This is a genomic window from Paenibacillus sp. BAC0078, assembly GCF_054483875.1.
On record NZ_JBTLRW010000012.1, the window covers coordinates 116,348 to 134,465 of the forward strand.

Sequence of the window (18,118 nt, forward strand, 5' to 3'; positions counted from 1 at the left end):
ACTAAACTTACATAAGATTAGCCTGTGAACTATTGTCCCCCTACGAAGTCCAGCGGCTGTCTCCACCCCAGACCTCCAGCAGTGCGGAGCGGAACAGCTCATTCAGCGCTTCAACCGATACGCTGCTCCCCTGTCCAAACTGGGCGGCCACCGCTTCATAATGGCTGATTCTCTGCTCCAGATAATCGTTGATGACCTCAAGACGCGGCTCCAGATTCAGCTCATCGCCTGACATTTTGCGGACCAGCAGTTCTTCGACCGTTTCTCTCAGCTCTGTGCCCTCTGGAATCAGGTCGGCTACCAGCGTGGTGAATTCCAACGGCGGCACCTCCTGATATTTCTCAATCCAGGCGCAGGCCAGCAGGGGCCGGAGGACGTAAAAGTACTTCTTGATCTTCACCTCGCTGCCCTGCAGATAAGTGCGGTAGTTCCCCCGGGCCATATGAAGATAGTGATAGACACAGGATTTTGGCGAGAAACCAAGCGGTGATAAGCTGCGTATGCGCTCAGCCACTGTATAGTTCTCTTCATACTGGATCGGTGATTGCAGCCACTCCAGGAGCGGAGGGTTGGATTTGAGGAACAACTGAAGCCCTTTCTTCAAATCCCAGCCGTTAATATCCAGCATTTCGCTGATCGGACGCTCGATAACATCCCTCTGCTCGAAGATCGACAGATACGCTTCCGGGCGGCGCACGTACAGGAACCGGACATCGTAATCACTGTCTTTGGACGGAAATCCCCAGGCCCGGCTGCCGGATTCGCAGGCATAGAGGATGCGGACATCCTCCTCCGACTCAATGGCGCGGAGCTGGCGCCTTATCAATTCATGTATTTCAGTCATAGGTTAATTCCCCTTTCTTAGCCAAAAAGAATACAAAAAGGCCATGGACTCCATCGTCCATGGCCAGGCTGCCGCCTAATGCAAATTCAGGCACATTATTGCCGGTTAGCTTGCTGCCGGAAATAAATGAGCCGCTGCAAAGGCTGACCTGCCGAACGAGGCGGACAGATGGAATGGAAGCATGTAGACATTATTCGAGCGCAAATTATTACCTTGTTCCTTCATCTGTCCTGACCTCCTGAAAGTTTTGTTAGCATCTACTTCATTGAGTTACTTCGTACAAAACTCGCTTCGAAAGCATATGCTTAGTTTTGTACTTCATTTAATTTCCAAAAGCATAAGCCACCATTCCAGGTTCTGTCAACCTGTATCTGCCATTTGAGCAATCTGCTCCGGGCTACGGAAGCAGCGATTTCAGGGCTGGCGGCATGTCCTGCTCTTGGAGAGAAATATAATTTATGTCTCCATCTTTATACTCTACCCTTACTACATACGCTCCGTTTTTCCCCGTATAATCACGCTGGTATTTCAGAATTTCCGCAATCCGCGCCTTATCCCGGGTAACCACCGAACGGTTTTCGCTGCGGGACAGAGACATATGCTTTTCCAGGTTATAGACTTCTTCCTGAGGCAGCTTGCCCTTGTAATCATCTTTGATCATTTCGGCAGATTTAACGTCCTCGGGGCGGGTCCCAACCTTGTCTGCAAAGCCTTTTTGCTCCAGCCAGTTCCCCAGCTCCTTATAGGAGGGCAGCCAATTGTAGCTGTGAATGTAGTACATGGTCCCTTCCTTGGTCTCCTCCGGTGGGAGGACAGGCTGGATATACGCGCGAGGCAATTGACCGCCAGTCTGATCTTCATAGGACATGTTCAAGATTTCTTTTACCAGAATAGCTTTAAATTCCTGTACGTCCTCCGGCTCCGTGATACTCACCGCCCGATTCCGGCTGGTCAATCTGAAGCTTTCAATTCCCTTATCCAGCCCCTGAAGATTATACTCCCTGCGCTTGAAATCCGGATTCTCCATGACAGTCTTCAGTTCAGGCTCGAACCCTTGGGCCGGAATCATGTACTCGCGCACCAGCTTCCGCCCATTCTCCAGCTGATAAAATATAGTGAACTTTTCGCTGCCGCTCACATAGCGGCCGGACGAAGTCTGCGTCTCCTCCGGACGTGCAATGACAAGCGCCTGATGCAGCTTGCGGACCGCCTCAATGTAGGATTTATCCTTTGAAAAAATCTTGCTGCCCAAGGGATACGAATTATCGTTATACATCCGGTAATTGCTTCCCGCATACACACTGCTGATTCGATCAGCAGAAGGAACACGGCTCTCATAACCTGTTAGCCTCGACACCGGAATGTAGACCAGCAGACCCAGGAGTATTCCATACACGGCAAATTCCAGAGGCGTTTTGCGGGTTATAATCTGCCAGGTTTTGCGGATGATCATTTCCGCTGCGATGTAGCCAAACAGCGCCCCAACAATATGGCTGCAAATGATCCAGCCAAGCTGATTAGGCTTAAGCGAGGAAAAATAAGTTCCCGATAGCAGCATGGCGCAGAGCATGACCCCTGCTTTGAACAACGGGTTGAAATAGGTGAAGGCGATCGCCTGTCCTGCCTTTTCACTTTGACGTTTGCGGTACAGCACAAAGGATAACGCCAGAAAGACCGCGGATAAAGCGGCGTAAACCCATAGCTCTCCCCTGCTAAAAGGATTAACCGCAAAATCCATCAAACGCAGCAGCGGTGACCAGCTTTCCAAGCGGTTGCTCATCACATACCAATCAGGGTATCCATAGAGGTACGTGCTGAAGTGCTGATTAACAAACTGCAGCAGAACAGCAGGCAGAATTAAGAGAATATAGATGACAATTCCCTGAAGCACCGTTTGTCCCGTACATATGCCTACAAACACACTGAAAACAAATAAAAACAGTGTAAGAATACTCACGATAAGTCCCCATTGCCAAATATCTGCTCCCGGGTAAATATACATATTGCCGCTAAGCGGCGTTACGATTGCGGTAACCCCCGCCGTCAGCCAGACTGGAATCAGCAGCAGGCCAATACCGCTCGCCATATGGGCTGCAAGCAAATGCTCCCGGCGGAGCGGAAGACTGTGCCACAGATCCGAGGGCATTTTGGACTGTAAATAACGGAACAGGAACAGCCCGGCAGCAACCGGAAGCGAGATGATGAACAGTATCTGAATGTTCCCGCCGACACGGAACAGATTCTCGATTTTTTGGGGCTGGGCACCAGGATAGCTGCTCATGAACAGCTGCAGCGGAAGCGAGAACAACAGCCCTAGTGTATATATGATTCCAATCCAGCCGTGCTGGCGCACATTCTGGCGGATAATGCCGCTGTTAAAGAAGAATCGGCTGCGCATCATATCCGGCATCCCCCATTTCATAAATAAAGATTTCCTCCAGCGTCAAGGGAAGCAGATCAAATACATATGGCTCGTAGACATGAAAAGCTTGCGAAATCCGCTCACGGTCACCTTTTACGATATACAGATTCACGCTTCCCCGCTGCTCCTGATGCAGAATCTGCAGCTTCGCTGTCAAGGCTGACGCATGCCGTTCATCCCGGAAGGCCACCTGAATTTTGTGCGTGTCCGCCTTCAGATCATCCAGATCCTTCTCCACCAGCATCCGGCCGCCGTGCATAATGCCGACATGATCACACAGATCCTCAATCTCCCGCAGATTATGTGAGGAAATAAGCACGGTAAGTCCACGCTCCGCCACCTCCTGGAACAGCAGGTTTTTGATCTGCTTCCGCATGACCGGATCAAGCCCGTCAATCGGCTCATCCATGATAAGCACATCGGGCGTACAACTGAGCGCGAGCCAGAAGGCTGCCTGACGCTGCATCCCTTTGGAGAAGCGGCTCAGCTTGCGGCCTGTATCCAGCCGGAACATAACGCCCAGCTCCTCAAAGCGTTTCCCGCTCCAGCCCGGATAAATCGAACGATAGAAGGCCGCCATACTTTTGATTGTCGCCTGCGGGAAGAAGTACGGACTGTCGGGCATAAAAATAAGCCTCTGTTTCACCGCCGGACTCTCGAAAACGGACTCTCCGCCAACCTTAACCGTCCCTTCCTCGGGCCTGTAGATACCGGCGAGTGTCTTTAGCAGTGTCGTTTTCCCTGCTCCATTTGAGCCCAGCAGACCGTAAATGGCCCCTTTATGTACCGTGAGGGACAGGCTGTCTACAGCCTTCTCGCCCTGAAAGCTTTTGCTGACTCCACGGATCTCAATCATGGTTTCGCCCCCTTCTCTCTCTGCTCCAGTACCTGACGGTACAGTGCGCCTATTTCGCTCTCGGTAAATCCAAGGTACACCGCTTCCGCCATCAGGCGCAGCAGCTCCTCCCGAAGCTCCGCTCTTTGACTCTCACTCTGCCCCTGCTGAAGTGAAGCCACAAAGCTCCCCTTGCCCTGCAAGGAATAAATATAGCCTTCCCGCTCAAGCTCCCGGTAGGCTTTCTGAATCGTATTGGGGTTCACTGTAAGCTGCGAGGATAAGATTCTTACTGACGGAAGCTGCTCATCGGCCTGCAAAATCCCGTGCATAATCAGCTCCTTGACCTTATCGGTCAACTGCTCGTAAATCGGCTTGCGGCTGCGGACATCCAATTCGAACATGACCGTCCTCCTTTCCCGTGCTGCATTCTGACGATGATGATGTAATTGGAGCTTATCATACAAGTGTATTAACTGTACTACTATTATTAATACAGTTTAAAATTGATGTCAATCAAGTAGAAACGGCTACGCCGTCCATAAAAGAAGCATATGCTTCCGAAGCAGCGATACTCCGTATCGCTTTCAGGTATCCGTTTCAGCGAGAAATATAAGAATAAAGGATATTGTGAAACTTATACTTTCTTATATTTGCAAAAAAGCGGTCCTTGCAGGACCGCCCCGAGCTTGATTTATATAGCCGTGTCCCTTCCTCTGCGGGCTTGCGGCGGCACGAACATGTCTCACCTATGCGGCTTCGCCTCGATGGCTCTCTGTTAGTGTTCCAACGCGGCAGGCTCGGCAAGTACTTCCGATTCTTGCGGTTTCGGGCGTTTATCGCTTAACAGCGCGAACAGTAAGCCTGGAAGCAGCAGCAGACTGGCAAAAGCAAAGGTACGGCTGAACGCCTGCACCGCAGCCTCCCGCATGCCGCTTCCCGCCCCCGACAGCACCAGCTTCGCTTCGCGGTACTGGTTGCCGCTATCCGCCGCAAAAGCCTTCTGCTCCGCAGGCGGCAGCTTGGCGGCGGCAAGCTCCACAGCATGAACCACGGCGGCGGCAGTGTCCGCTCCCCCGGCGCTTCCACCCGCTTGCGAACCCGCTCCCTTGCCGAGCGAACCTACGGCTTCGACAAGGACATTTTTGACGAACGGCTGCAGCACCGTATCCGTCTGAATAGCCTGGGCCGTGCGGTTATCCGCCTTGCGCAGCTCGCTGTCCGTGTTGTGCTGCAGCACGGTTACGATGATAGCCACCCCGATGACACTCCCGAGCGCCTTAGCCATATTCGTGACCCCTGAAGAGATGCCTACTTTGTCCTCCGGCACATTGCGGACGGAGGAAGACATCACCGGGGCCATTGTGAGCCCCACGCCGACACCGGCCACAAACAGGCGAATCACCACTTCGCTAGTCGCCGAGTCAGCATGCAGTCCGCTCAAGGAATACATCGCTCCACCCGTCACCAAAATGCCGGCGGCGGCGAACAGATGGCTGCCATATTTTGCAGACAGCGGCCCGGAAATCGCCGAGCTTATAATCGAGCCTACCGCAACCATCGAGAGCACAAGCCCAGCCCTCAGCTCGGTCATCCCCATCATCCGCGTCAGGAAGAAGGAGGTCAGCAGCGAGAGATTCATCAGTGCCGCGCCAACGAACAGCATGGTCAGGGAAGCACTGTTAAATGTCCGTATCCGCAGCAGCGACAGGGGCAGCATTGGTTCTTTTCCTTTCCACTGTGTCAAGAAGAACACCGCCAGGAGTACCAGACCTGTGCCCAGCAGCGCAAACACAACCCCCGAATTCCAGCCATAGTCCTGCACCTTGATTAGCGCATACGTAATACAGAACATAGCGCCGGTAATTCCGAGTGTTCCGCCATAATCAATTGACCTGCTTGCTGAGTTATCGCGGGATTCCTTAATGAAGATGGCCGTAAGCACAATGCTAAGCACACCAAGCGGCACGTTGACAAAAAAGATCCACTCCCAGCTCAGCTTCTGCGTAATAATTCCGCCCAAGGCCGGACCACTCGCTGCCGCCACGCCCGACACAGCTCCCCATATGCCGATGATCAGGCCATGCATTTCTTTTGGAAAGGTGGTCGTAGTCAGCGGGATTGTAACCGGGACAATGATCGCTCCCGCGAGGCCCTGGATAACCCGCAGCAGAATCAGCATCCCAAGTGAGGTAGCAAACCCGGCCAGCAGCGAGGTTAATGTAAACAAAGCAACACCGATTATAAATACTTTCTTGCGGCCAAACTGATCCGCCAGCCGTGAAGCTGTCAGAATAAAAACGGCAAAAGCCAGGTTATACCCGTTCATCACCCATGAAATTTGCGATACACTTCCGCCGAAATGGCGCGTCATCTCCGGCAGGGCAATATTAATAATCGTCGTATCCAGCAGCGCCATGAAAAATCCCAATACAATCGCCGTAAAAGATAAAGCCCTGCGCGTTCTTATACTCATCTCTCTCACTCCTCAAAATATGAACTACAGTTCATGTTCAGATTATATGAACCAAAGTTCATATTTGTCAATGAAAATAATTGAACTCTAGTTCATGTTTTGTTGACAGCCCCAAGCCGCTCCTCTACAATCGGTAATACAAGGGGGAGCTTCGGACATGAGTGACATTGGAGATAAGATCAGAACACCAAGGCAGGACCGCAGCATCAAAACCAAAGAAGCCATCGTCCAGGCGGCTATGAAGCTGTTCTCGGACAAAGGCTTCCATCAGACTAATACCAAGCAAATCGCAGCTGCGGCCGGGGTATCGACCGGCAGCTTTTATTCCTATTTTGCCGATAAAAGAGCTGTATTCATTGATGTTCTTCATGTCTACGGGGAACAGCTAATGGCCCAAATTGAGGCTTCGATGGCGGAGATCAACTTCGATACCATCCACCGGGCCGATCTGATTGCGCATCTAGTAGACACCCTGCTGATCTCCCATAAAGCCTTTATTGGCTACCATAAAGAACTGACCATCATGTACCATAGCGATGAAGAGATCAGACAGCTGATGGATGCACAGTATGAAGTGGGCCGGCGCAGAACCCTGCAGTATCTGCAGATGGGGCAGGATGAGCTTAAAACCGAAGACCTGGAGGCTACCTCCATTATCGTATTCGAAGCGATGAGCGCCATCGTTGACGTCATCTCCTTCTCCCCGCAGAGAATCTCCACCGAGCGGCTGAAGTCAGAGCTGGTCAATATGATTATCAATTATCTGTACAAGTGATAGTGCGAACAGCTTCTTGTTAGCGTAAAAAGCGGCCATTCTGGCCGGGAGGGAGCGGCCCGGCGTGCCGGGGCTGCGTTGGGGATGCGTCGGGGCGTGGAAACAACGGCAGTTTTGCCGTTGTTGGGGCCGGGACGCCCACGGTGCGCCTAACAACGGCATTTTTACCGTTGTTTGAGCCGATCCAGCGTCGGGGCGTGGAAACAACGGCAGTTTTGCCGTTGTTGGGGCCGGGACGCCCACGGTGCGCCTAACAACGGCATTTTTACCGTTGTTTGAGCCGATCCAGCGTCGGGGCGTGGAAACAACGGCAGTTTTGCCGTTGTTGGGGCCGGGACGCCCACGGTGCGCCTAACAACGGCATTTTTACCGTTGTTTGAGCCGATCCAGCGTCGGGGCGTGGAAACAACGGCAGTTTTGCCGTTGTTGGGGCCGGGGACGCCCATGGTGCGCCTAACAACGGCACTTTTACCGTTGTTTAAGCCGATCCCGCGTCGAGCCGCGGAATTAACGGCATTTCTGCCGTTGTTGGGGCCGGGACGCCCACGGTGCGCCTAACAACGGCACTTTTACCGTTGTTTAAGCCGATCCCGCGTCGAGCCGCGGAATTAACGGCAGTTCTGCCGTTATTCGTACCTAGGCCGCGCAGCAACGCGCCCACGGGCGGCCTTGCGTGGGCCAGACACGCAACCAAGCAAAAAAAGAGTAAGCTCCAAGGCCAAAAGCCTCGGAAAACTTACTCTTTTTTTATACAAATCATATTCCCCACAGGATACCCTGTCGTGACCAAATGTTAGCGGTGGTCCTTCCAGAAGTTCTGCGGCTGAAGATCCTTCGTAATGATTTCGAAGGTGTAGCCCTCTTTCTTCAACGACTCAAGCAGGCGTGGAAGAACTTTGAGGGTGGCTTTCTGATCATGCATCAGAACAACCGGGTTGGTTTTGGATTTTTGCAGCCCGTGCACCTGGTTCATCACTGTGTTATAGATTTTGGCACTGTTCTCCTTGTACTTCCAGTCATCCGAGTCCACATTCCAGTCCCACAGATGGTAGCCCTGGACCAGCACCTTGTCTCTGAAGCTCTTGGTAAAATAAGGCTTGCTGCCGTAAGGCGGACGGATCAGCGTTGTGCCTGTGCCGGCAATCTTTTGCAGCACCGCGTTATCTCCATTCATTTCAGCCAGTGCGGCGGATGGTGAAGCATAAAATTTGTCCTTGCGGTGCGTCATGCCATGCAGCCCCAGTCCGTTCCCCTCTTTCATAATCCGCTTCACCTCAGCAGGGTAGCGGTTCATATTCGGCCCAAGCATGAAGAATGTAGCTTTTACCTCATACTTATTCAGAATATCCAGCAGCTCCGAGGTCGTGGCGGAAGGCCCGTCGTCAAAGGTCATATACAGGGTCTTGCCCGGCTTGCCAGCAGGTGTCTGCGCAGGTTTATCAGGAACAGACGGCGGGGTAAGCTCACTCTTATATCGGCTCAGGAACCCCGCATCATCCAGCGAGGCCGAAGCATCCCGAACTCTCAGTAAATATTTATCCGGCTGAAAGGATATTATATACCCAAGGTAGGCGCTGATCTTCAGTTGGACCATCAAGGCTCCATTCTTCACGAACGTGTTCATCGGCGCAACATTTCCGTCTTGAAGCTGAGCACCTCCATCACCCTTGAGCAGCAGCAGCTTGCGTCCTCCGCCATCAACCTGAATTCCGTCAGGAAGGCCGGTAATCGTCCACTTCAATTCCTCAGCCAAAGCGCGGAGCGGGACATAATAGCTGCCTTTTACGGAAACGGCTGTAATGCCGCTCAGTTTATCGTTCACTCCAAGCTTCAGCTCAGCGTTCGCGCCAGTAGCGTTTGCCGTCGTCTGCACGACACCAAGACACAGGAATAATGAAAAGAATAACAGCATTGCTTTTTTAATAGTCACCAGATGCAGTCTCCAATCTATGTATATTTATCTATTACTTTATCATAGATATATATAACGTAATTTGAGAGATTGTAACCCGAAGCAGAAAAAACTGTAACACTTTTGTTGTGACAAATGACATATCGCATTCTTTTTCAGAAAGAAATCGAAAATCGTTGAATGCTGTCATATCAAGCAAAAAACGCTAAAATAGCGCTATTTTCATTTAAATTAATTGTGACGAAAATAGTAACATTTGTGAAATTGTGAACAAAATTTGAACTTCCTTAAAATAACCTTAAGACGCACCGTTACAGTGATCTTTATCATACGTAAAGATAGTTGTAACAATTTGATCACATATATTTAACTAAATGGACATTTTTGAGGACGATTATAGCTTTTTATCCAGAATATGTATTTTGCATTATGGGTAAGTAGTTCTTACTATAGATACAGGTTAATGTTTGCCCGCAATGTTCGGCGAATGAAAAGAACTATTGAAGGAAGGAGTTCTATATGACAAAAAAGGGACCGTTATACGCTTTGTTTCTCAGCCTCATCCTCCTCCTGCCGGGATGCAGTTCACTCACCGTTCTGAATCCTAAGGGGCCTTCTGCACGAACTTTATCTGACACCATCATCCTTTCTATTATAGTGATGCTCGGTGTTCTGGCAGTTGTCTACATCTTATATATCTTCGTGCTGGTGAAGTACCGGGCTAAAAAAAGCAACGAAGGCTACATTCCGGAGCACGAGGAGGGCAACAAGGTGCTCGAAGCGATCTGGATTATCATCCCGATCATTATCGTGGCCTTCCTGTCCGTCGTGACGGTCAAGACAACCAATGCCGTTGAAAATGTCGCTACAGAATACAAAGATCAGAAGCCTCTGGTCATCTACGCAGCCTCTTCCAACTGGAAATGGCATTTCAGCTACCCGGAGGAAGGCATTGAAACCGTGAACTACCTCAATATCCCCGTTCACCGGGCGGTAGAGTTCCGGATGTACTCTTTTGGCCCCATCACCAGTCTGTGGATTCCACAGCTCGCCGGGCAAAAGTACGCCATGAGCGACATGCTCACAACGCTTCACCTTTCCGCTGATACGGAAGGCTCATATCTCGGCAGAAATGCCAACTTTAACGGCAAGGGCTTTGCCCAAATGGAATTTGAAACGCTCGTTATGAGCAGCAAGGATTACGACAAATGGGTTAAAGAGGTTAAAGAAACCGCTCCCAAGCTGACGGAGAAGGAATTCAAAGGCCTGCTTGCCGCCGACTTTATCGGACGCAAAACCTATTCCACGACCCATCTGGAGTTCAGTCCTCCTCCGGGAGATCACGGCCAGCATATGAGCGGTGACGGCAAAGAGATGGATATGGACAACGGAAGTATGGAGCACCAGGACAACAAGGACGTTCATCCTTCACCGGCAACGACTGAAGAAACCGAGTTCAACACTAAAACGGACCCGGAACTGGAGCAGCCCGTGCCTAGCTCACCTGTGGATGAACATACTCACAAATAGCAGCTTGTAATAAACCGCTCGATGAAACAACCTGAAAGGAGCCACCCTAATGGATTTAGAAAAATTTAAGGTTCCAGGCGAACCCTTAATCTATGGAGCCATGGCCAGTATCGCACTCGCTACCATAGGGATTATCGTCGGGCTAACCTATTTTAAAAAATGGGGCTACCTCTGGCGCGAATGGCTGACCACGGTCGACCATAAGAAGATCGGCGTCATGTATATCCTGGCCGCGCTGCTCATGCTGTTCCGCGGTGGTGTGGACGCGATCATGATGCGTCTGCAGACGGCAGCGCCGGAAATGAAGTTTCTCAACGCACAGCACTACAATGAGGTATTCACCACTCACGGCCTGATCATGATTCTCTTCATGGCTATGCCGTTTATCATCGGTCTGATGAACGTTATCGTGCCGCTGCAGATCGGCGCCAGAGACGTGGCTTTCCCCCGCCTCAACGCCGTCAGCTTCTGGCTCTTCTTCTTCGGAGCCATGCTGCTGAACATTTCCTTCGTCATCGGCGGATCGCCGGATGCCGGATGGTCGGCTTACTTCCCGCTGGCGGGTCTGGAGTTCAGTCCGACGGTCGGCAACAACTACTACTCTCTGGCGCTGCAGATTTCCGGTATCGGGACTCTGATCACAGGCGTCAACTTTATCGTAACAATCCTGAAAATGCGCGCACCAGGCATGAAGCTGATGAAGATGCCGATGTTCACCTGGTCCGTATTGATTACTAACATCATTATCGTCTTCGCTTTCCCGGTGCTGACCGTGGCGCTGGCGCTGATGATGTTCGACCGCCTGTTCGGCTCGCAATTCTTCACGATGGCGAACGGCGGGATGGATATGCTCTGGGCCAACCTGTTCTGGGTATGGGGCCATCCGGAGGTCTATATCGTTATTTTGCCGGCCTTCGGTATTTATAGCGAAATTATCGCCACCTTCTCCAAAAAGAACCTGTATGGATATAAATCAATGGTATTCAGTATGGTGGTTATCTCGCTCTTGTCCTTCCTGGTATGGGCTCACCATTTCTACACGATGGGTCAAGGCGCGATGGTCAACAGCTTCTTCTCGATTACCACTATGGCTATTGCCGTACCGACAGGGGTTAAAATATTCAACTGGCTGTTCACCCTGCGCAAAGGGCGAATCACCTTTACTACACCGATGCTCTACACGCTGGCCTTTATCCCGATCTTCACCATCGGTGGGGTTACCGGCGTCATGCTGGCAATGGCCAGTGCCGACTACCAGTACCATAACACCATGTTCCTGGTCGCGCATTTCCACTACGTGCTGATTCCGGGCGCTGTCTTCGCCGTTATTGCCGGGTTCCACTACTGGTTCCCGAAAGTATTCGGCTTCCGCCTGAACGAGCGGCTGGGCAAGCATTCCTTCTGGTGGATCGTGATTTCTTTTAACGTTACCTTCTTCCCGCTGTTCTTCCTCGGTCTGATGGGGATGACCCGGCGGATGTACACCTATTCCAAGGAAACAGGCTTTGGTCCGCTCAATATGCTGAGCTTCGTGGGCGCGATAGGTCTGGCAATTGGCTTCGTGCTTCTGGTCTACAACATCTACTGGAGCACACGCTACATGCCTAGAGACACTACAAGCGATCCTTGGGATGGACGCACACTGGAATGGGCTACGCATAGTCCAATGCCGGTCTATAACTTTGCGGTTGTGCCAAAGGTTCAGACTATGGATGCCTTCTGGGAAGCCAAGCAGAACAAAAAAATGCCGCTGTTCGAGGATAAAATCACCAAAATTCACATGCCAAGCAATACCGGCAAGCCGTTTATACTGGGTGTTATCTTCTTTTTCCTCGGCTTCTTCCTGGTCTTCAGCATGTGGATTCCGGCCATTGTCGCCGGGGTTGGTGTCCTGATTATGCTCGCAGCCATGTCCTTTGACCGTGATCACGGCTACTATATTTCGGCTGAAGAGGTTATTGCTACAGAAAAGAAATTGATGCGGGGTGAGACTGTATGAAAATAGATGCGTCTAAGCCGCTGGAATACTCTACAGAAGAGAACAGCAATAAAATTTTCGGGTTTTGGGTGTTTCTCGGAGCTGAAATTCCGTTGTTCGCCACCTTGTTCACCGTATACTTTGTAATGGTGAACCGTTTTGCCAGCGGCCCTAGCGGAAGTGAGCTGTTCGAAATCGGCCCGGTGCTGATCGAAACCTTCCTGCTGCTGACCAGCTCGTTCACGATCGGTCTTGCCGTTCATGCCATGCGTCTTGGCTACAAGAAAGCGATGATGGTCTTCATGGCCATCACGCTACTGATGGGTCTTGGCTTTATCGGGATTGAAATTACGGAGTTCTTCACCTATGTGCATGAAGGAGCGACGCTGCAGACCAGCGGCTTCCTCTCCAGCCTCTTCGTTCTGCTGGGAACGCACGGTGCCCACGTCAGCTTCGGCTTCCTGTGGGGAACGGCCATTATGATTCAATTGTGGCGTCAAGGCATCAATCCGGCTACCGCCAACAAGACATTTATCTTCTCACTGTTCTGGCACTTCCTGGACGTTGTCTGGATCTTTATCTTCAGCTTCGTCTACCTGAAAGGACTGATGTGACATGATGAAGCAACTGTTTCCAATTCGCCATGTGATGGGTTATCTGGCCTCTCTGGTCCTTTCTGCCGCAGCGTTAATCGTGATCTATGGTGATCTGTCCAAGGGCGCCAATATGGCCATTTTGCTGGTCACAGCGATTATCCAAGCTTCCCTGCAATTGTTCGTGTTCATGCATATCGGGGAATCGGCGGATACCAAAAAAGAGCTGTACATCAATATCGCCTACGCGCTGTTTGTCGGTCTGGTTACCATCTACGGTACCTTGTACATCTTCGTATGGGGCTGGTACGCTTAAAGAACGGATCAACTGTATATTTCGGATTTGCATGAGCGGTCCTCTCCGGTTTTCTGCCGGGGCGGGCCGCTTTTTTGCGTGCCCATGATTTTCAACAAACATTCAGCGTACCTTCAACAAACATTCAGCGCAATCTCATATGACTTTCAGTTAGCGGTCCTACAATGTAGACATGCAGCAGCACAGGGCAACATGCTCTACATATGCAGGATCAATCTAATGGCAAAGGATGAGGATGACCATGGGCAAAAGAAATGGAATGAAGGGTTTTGTAGCCGGCGTTGCCGTAACCGCTTCGGTAGCAATGTCCGTCTCGGCTTATGCCGACTCGATTCAAAAACAAATCGCTGTCACCTATGACAACATTATCGTGAAGCTGAACGGACAGGAAGCCGCGCTTAAAGACGCCACCGGAGCAACGGTAAAGCCCTTTATCTATAATGGCACTGTCTATCTCCCGGCAAGAGCCATCTCGGAAGCGGTCGGTCTGACGGCAAGCTACGACAAAACTACAAAGACCGTCAGCCTGACATCAGAAGGCAGCACGGCTGGTGCAGCGGGGACAGCAGGGACAGCGAGTGCGGATGATGGAAAAACAGGTACACCGCCTGAAGGCACACCGCCCACCGGAACCCCTCCAGAGGGCACTGGCGGCAGTACGGACAGCACCGTGGATGCCAGCACACTCGGCAGCGCCACCTACTCACTGAACGGCGGCACAGCCAGCAAAACGCTGGAGACTTTTACTGCAGCTGCAGCCGATGCTTCAGCAGTAAAAGTTACGAATGGCGGCGTACTTACGCTTACCGGCGTAACGCTCAGCAAAACCGGCGATACCTCCTCCGAGGACAACAGCAACTTCTATGGCCTTAACGCTGCTTTGGCAGCGACAGCAGGCAGTACGGTGACGCTGAATGATTCGACGGTTACAACTGACGCGGACGGCGCCAACGCCGTTTTTGCCACCGGCGCAGGCTCAACCATTAATGTATCCGGCGTTACGATCAACACCACCGCCAATTCCTCGCGCGGCCTGGATGCCACCTACACAGGAACTGTGAACGCGACCAATGTTAATATCACAACTGCAGGCACACACTCAGCAAGCATTGCTACAGACCGTGGCAACGGAACTGTTAATGTCAGCGGGGGCACAATGAATACCTCCGGCACCGATTCGCCGGGAATCTACTCGACAGGAAGTATTTTCGTCAGTGGAGCTACCCTTACCGCAAGCGCCTCTGAAGCAGCCGTGATTGAAGGCAAAAACTCCATCACCTTGAACGACACCTACCTGTCCGGCGCCGCTAAAAGCGGTGTGATGCTCTACCAGAGCTTCTCCGGTGACGCCGAAGTCGGCACCAGCACCTTTACGATGAACGGTGGAACGCTTACCGCCTATGCCGGACCGCTGTTCTACTCCACCAATACGAATGCCGTCATTAATCTGAAGGAAGCGGGACTGACTGCCTCCTCCGGCATTCTGCTTCACGCTGCCGCCGATAAGTGGGGCAAGACAGACGCAAATGGCGCAAACGTTACCCTAAACGCTGACGGTCAGGTGCTGAGTGGAGAAGTGACCGCTGACGCCATCAGCTCCGTTGCGCTTGTCCTGAGCAATGGCAGCTCGCTGAGCGGAGCTATAGATAATGCCAATACAGCCAAGGCAGCATCGCTTAGCCTGGATGCCAGCAGCTCATGGAATGTCACCGGCGACTCCTACTTAAGCACCTTCACTGACAGCAACACTACCTTCAGCAACATCACAGACAACGGCCACACCATCTATTATGACGCCACCGCCAGCGCTAACAGTTGGTTGAACGGTAAAACCATCTACCTCAGCGGCGGCGGTATGCTGACCCCGGCAAGCTGAGGGCTTGGCAGCAATTTATGCTGGTAATGTCAGCGGTGGCAGTTGGTTGTAAGGCAAAGCCATCTGCCTTAGCGGCGGTATGCTGAACTTAAGGTAAAGGCTTGGCTGCAGAATTTATGAGCCCTCCGCCAGCGCAAGCAGTCGGTTGAACGGCAAAACCATCTGCCTCAACAGCGGTATGCTGACCCCGGCAAGCTGTAGGCTTGGCTGCAAAAAAACAAGCCCCGGAGCTTTCATGAGCTTCGGGGACTTGTTTTTTGTTGACCTTAGGTTGATCTTGCGTTTTTTGCGGCTAACTCTGTTCCTGTTCAGATAACCAGTGAGCTTGTTGCGGATTAAATGGAATTTGTACCACTATTCGGCCTCTCCTTGCCGCCGTTTACGTGTTAAGTGGAATTAGTCCCACTAATTTGGAGCCTAGAGCCCAAGAACAGCATATATAACAAAATTAAGTGGACAAATTCCCACTAACAGCCAAGATTCAAAATTTCGTGGCATATTAAGTGACTTTTTTCCACCTAATCTGCCGGGAGGAGTTGCAGGGATACGGGAAGATGGAGGTGAGTAGGTTCCCCCTCTAACATTCCAGCGCAAAAAACCAGGAATTATTGCACCATCTTTTCTAAGAAGCGCTTCCCGATCTCCCGCTGAGATAAATCTGCTATTCTCCTTGCTGCACTAGAGCTTGAAACGGGCAAGCTCCTTCTGCAAGCTCTCGGCAAGGGTCGCCAGGTACTGGGCCGACAGTGACATTTCTCCCATTGCGGTCAATTGCTCCTCGCTGGCTGCGCTTGTGTTCTGCACATCCTCCGCACCTTTGCGCGAGACTTCGCTTGCCTGCTCCATCGCCTGCGATACACTTAATGCCTCCAGCGAGACATTGCGGACAGCCAATCTGATCTCTTCCGTCTGCCGCGCGGCATTTTGGATTGAGGCCTGTATCTCCGAAAAAGCCCGGGCGACAACCTCACTCTGGGTCACACCGTGTGCAACCAGCTCCGACCCAAGCTCCATAGACTGCACCGCGCTTCCGGTTTCCCGCTGAATATGTGTGATGATGTCTGTAACCTGCAGTGAGCTTCTCCCCGTCGCTTCCGCCAGCTTGCGGATTTCTTCAGCGACAACCGCAAAGCCCTGCCCATGCTCCCCGGCTCTGGCCGCTTCAATAGAAGCATTCAGCGACAAAAGATTCGTCTGGGTAGCAATCTCGTTAATCGTTGTAATAATTGTATTGATCTCACCCGATAAGCTACCTAGCTTGCTTACGATTTCCCGGCTGGACAACACGCTGGAGTTGATTTCCTGCATCTGCGTTAAGATAACCTCGACAGCGCCAGCGCCGTTATCTGTTGAAGCCGCAGCCTGGTCCATCAGCCCGGACATTTCATTACTGCTGCGCTCGACAGCGGCAATATCCTCCACCATCCCCTGCACAGATTGGGCTGTACGGTCAATGGTCTCCGCCTGCACACCGAATGAGGCGGTGATTTCGCCGGAGGTGTCGGCAATCATCTGCGAAGCGCGTGCAGTCTGTTCTGCACTGGCGCTCATTTCCTGCGAGGAAGCCGACAGCATCTCGGAGCTTTCCGATACTCCCTGCATCATGCTCTTCAGGCTGCCCAGCATGGTATTGAAGGAGTTGTTGATTTGACCGATTTCGTCTTTGGATTCATAGGATGCCATCGCAGTAAGGTCTCCTGCTTCTGCGCGTTTCATAAGCTTCTGCAAATCTCTCAGCGGCTTCGCAATTAATCGTGCGATGTAGAAGCCAATCCCTACCGAAAGCAGCCAGGCGGCAATAATGAGTAGAACACTTGTGGTGGTGGAGCTTTTGACGCTGTCCAGCGTAGCCTCGTGATGCTTCTCGGCATCCTTAACCAGCAAAGCGGCTGCATCCTCAAGCAGATTCACCATCGTATTCCGCGCTTCACTGAAGCCGCTTGCTGAGAAAATCTGATAGCCTTCGCTGGTGAGATTTTTATCCGCAAGCTGGATGATGCTGTCACGCTGCGACCGATAATCCGGCAGCAGCGACAGGTATTCATTGATCTTGTTCGCAATCGCTTTATCGCTGAATGGAATAGCCTTTAGCCGGGCCAGAAGATCATTGTTTTTCTCGATATTGTCCTTGATGGCCGCTGTAAGCTCTTTGCTCTTGGCTTCATCCTTAGTAATCAGATCCTCCAGGAGGAAAGACTCAATCGCCCGGTTGTTCCCGCGTATTTCCGTAACGAGATAAATCGGCTGCAGATTCTGGTCATAGGTTTCCTTGGATCTGTCAGCCATTTGCCTGGTGGTGATAATGCCAGCCGCTCCGATAGCAAACAGCATGCACACAAAAATCGTCACCAGCAATATCATTTTATATCTAACCTTGAGATTTCTCATTCCCTGTTCCCGCCTCTTTCATATCCTGCTGTACCTATATTCATCGGAGAAAAAGGTCGAAAGTATGATATGTAGAGTGAAAATAATGTCGAAAAAGAAAAGATAATAGTATATTTTGTGACTTATTGACTAAAAAAGTAGAAACGAAAGGATGAGGATACAGTAAAACAGTG

13 protein-coding genes are annotated in these 18,118 nt (G+C 51.4%); 6 read left to right on the top strand and 7 right to left on the bottom strand.

Features of this window, described 5'->3' with window-relative positions; genetic code table 11:
• Nucleotides 1–40: 40 nt before the first annotated feature.
• The 5 genes from ACX1DY_RS21250 to ACX1DY_RS21270 form a co-directional block, all read right to left on the bottom strand.
• Nucleotides 41–844, bottom strand: a complete 804-nt coding sequence (locus tag ACX1DY_RS21250) for a nucleotidyltransferase domain-containing protein (protein ID WP_458966194.1) — start codon at nucleotides 842–844, stop codon at nucleotides 41–43.
• Between the two features lie 397 nt (nucleotides 845–1,241).
• Nucleotides 1,242–3,266: a hypothetical protein gene (locus ACX1DY_RS21255; RefSeq protein WP_458966195.1), complete on the bottom strand. Its 2,025-nt coding sequence runs from the start codon at nucleotides 3,264–3,266 to the stop codon at nucleotides 1,242–1,244.
• A complete protein-coding gene (locus ACX1DY_RS21260; protein WP_458966196.1) occupies nucleotides 3,220–4,122 on the bottom strand; it encodes an ABC transporter ATP-binding protein in 903 nt (300 codons plus the stop codon). Before ACX1DY_RS21260 ends, ACX1DY_RS21255 begins: the two co-directional genes overlap by 47 nt.
• Nucleotides 4,119–4,505 carry a GntR family transcriptional regulator gene (locus tag ACX1DY_RS21265; RefSeq protein WP_458966197.1) on the bottom strand — a complete coding sequence of 129 codons (387 nt, stop codon included), beginning with the start codon at nucleotides 4,503–4,505 and terminating at the stop codon, nucleotides 4,119–4,121. The genes ACX1DY_RS21260 and ACX1DY_RS21265 overlap by 4 nt, the downstream gene beginning before the upstream one ends.
• 374 nt (nucleotides 4,506–4,879) lie before the next feature.
• Nucleotides 4,880–6,577 (bottom strand): MFS transporter, encoded by a 1,698-nt coding sequence (locus ACX1DY_RS21270; RefSeq protein ID WP_458966198.1) that lies wholly within the window; start codon nucleotides 6,575–6,577, stop codon nucleotides 4,880–4,882.
• Nucleotides 6,578–6,734: 157 nt separating this feature from the next.
• Here ACX1DY_RS21270 and ACX1DY_RS21275 point away from each other — a divergent pair, with 157 nt between their 5' ends.
• Nucleotides 6,735–7,352, top strand: coding sequence for a TetR/AcrR family transcriptional regulator (locus ACX1DY_RS21275; RefSeq protein ID WP_458966199.1), 618 nt, complete (start codon nucleotides 6,735–6,737; stop codon nucleotides 7,350–7,352).
• 793 nt (nucleotides 7,353–8,145) lie between these two features.
• On the opposite strand, the gene ACX1DY_RS21280 is transcribed toward ACX1DY_RS21275, so the two are convergent.
• On the bottom strand, nucleotides 8,146–9,282 hold the full coding sequence (locus tag ACX1DY_RS21280; RefSeq protein WP_458966200.1) for a polysaccharide deacetylase family protein: 1,137 nt from the start codon (nucleotides 9,280–9,282) through the stop codon (nucleotides 8,146–8,148).
• Between the two features lie 501 nt (nucleotides 9,283–9,783).
• On the opposite strand from ACX1DY_RS21280, the gene qoxA reads away from it, so the two are divergent.
• The 5 genes from qoxA (at nucleotide 9,784) to ACX1DY_RS21305 (ending at nucleotide 15,557) form a co-directional block, all read left to right on the top strand.
• Nucleotides 9,784–10,794 (top strand): cytochrome aa3 quinol oxidase subunit II, encoded by a 1,011-nt coding sequence (gene qoxA / locus ACX1DY_RS21285; protein WP_458966201.1) that lies wholly within the window; start codon nucleotides 9,784–9,786, stop codon nucleotides 10,792–10,794.
• A 49-nt stretch (nucleotides 10,795–10,843) separates the two neighbouring features.
• Nucleotides 10,844–12,793, top strand: coding sequence for a cytochrome aa3 quinol oxidase subunit I (gene qoxB / locus ACX1DY_RS21290; RefSeq protein ID WP_458966202.1), 1,950 nt, complete (start codon nucleotides 10,844–10,846; stop codon nucleotides 12,791–12,793).
• Nucleotides 12,790–13,386 carry a cytochrome (ubi)quinol oxidase subunit III gene (locus ACX1DY_RS21295; protein ID WP_458966203.1) on the top strand — a complete coding sequence of 199 codons (597 nt, stop codon included), beginning with the start codon at nucleotides 12,790–12,792 and terminating at the stop codon, nucleotides 13,384–13,386. Before qoxB ends, ACX1DY_RS21295 begins: the two co-directional genes overlap by 4 nt.
• A 1-nt stretch (nucleotide 13,387) precedes the next feature.
• Nucleotides 13,388–13,681 (top strand): cytochrome aa3 quinol oxidase subunit IV, encoded by a 294-nt coding sequence (qoxD, locus tag ACX1DY_RS21300; RefSeq protein WP_458966204.1) that lies wholly within the window; start codon nucleotides 13,388–13,390, stop codon nucleotides 13,679–13,681.
• Nucleotides 13,682–13,922: 241 nt separating this feature from the next.
• Nucleotides 13,923–15,557, top strand: a complete 1,635-nt coding sequence (locus ACX1DY_RS21305; protein WP_458966205.1) for a stalk domain-containing protein — start codon at nucleotides 13,923–13,925, stop codon at nucleotides 15,555–15,557.
• 678 nt (nucleotides 15,558–16,235) lie between these two features.
• Here the strand turns inward: ACX1DY_RS21305 and ACX1DY_RS21310 are convergent.
• Entirely contained in the window at nucleotides 16,236–17,945 is a 1,710-nt protein-coding gene (locus tag ACX1DY_RS21310) for a methyl-accepting chemotaxis protein (RefSeq protein WP_458966206.1), read from the bottom strand.
• Nucleotides 17,946–18,118: the final 173 nt, after the last annotated feature.

Coding starts and splice junctions, on each gene's coding strand:
- ACX1DY_RS21250 (WP_458966194.1), bottom strand. CDS start 844: ATGACTGAAATACATGAATTGATAAGGCGCCAGCTCCGCGCCATTGAG.
- ACX1DY_RS21255 (WP_458966195.1), bottom strand. CDS start 3,266: ATGAAATGGGGGATGCCGGATATGATGCGCAGCCGATTCTTCTTTAAC.
- ACX1DY_RS21260 (WP_458966196.1), bottom strand. CDS start 4,122: ATGATTGAGATCCGTGGAGTCAGCAAAAGCTTTCAGGGCGAGAAGGCT.
- ACX1DY_RS21265 (WP_458966197.1), bottom strand. CDS start 4,505: ATGTTCGAATTGGATGTCCGCAGCCGCAAGCCGATTTACGAGCAGTTG.
- ACX1DY_RS21270 (WP_458966198.1), bottom strand. CDS start 6,577: ATGAGTATAAGAACGCGCAGGGCTTTATCTTTTACGGCGATTGTATTG.
- ACX1DY_RS21275 (WP_458966199.1), top strand. CDS start 6,735: ATGAGTGACATTGGAGATAAGATCAGAACACCAAGGCAGGACCGCAGC.
- qoxA (WP_458966201.1), top strand. CDS start 9,784: ATGACAAAAAAGGGACCGTTATACGCTTTGTTTCTCAGCCTCATCCTC.
- qoxB (WP_458966202.1), top strand. CDS start 10,844: ATGGATTTAGAAAAATTTAAGGTTCCAGGCGAACCCTTAATCTATGGA.
- ACX1DY_RS21295 (WP_458966203.1), top strand. CDS start 12,790: ATGAAAATAGATGCGTCTAAGCCGCTGGAATACTCTACAGAAGAGAAC.
- qoxD (WP_458966204.1), top strand. CDS start 13,388: ATGATGAAGCAACTGTTTCCAATTCGCCATGTGATGGGTTATCTGGCC.
- ACX1DY_RS21305 (WP_458966205.1), top strand. CDS start 13,923: ATGGGCAAAAGAAATGGAATGAAGGGTTTTGTAGCCGGCGTTGCCGTA.
- ACX1DY_RS21310 (WP_458966206.1), bottom strand. CDS start 17,945: ATGAGAAATCTCAAGGTTAGATATAAAATGATATTGCTGGTGACGATT.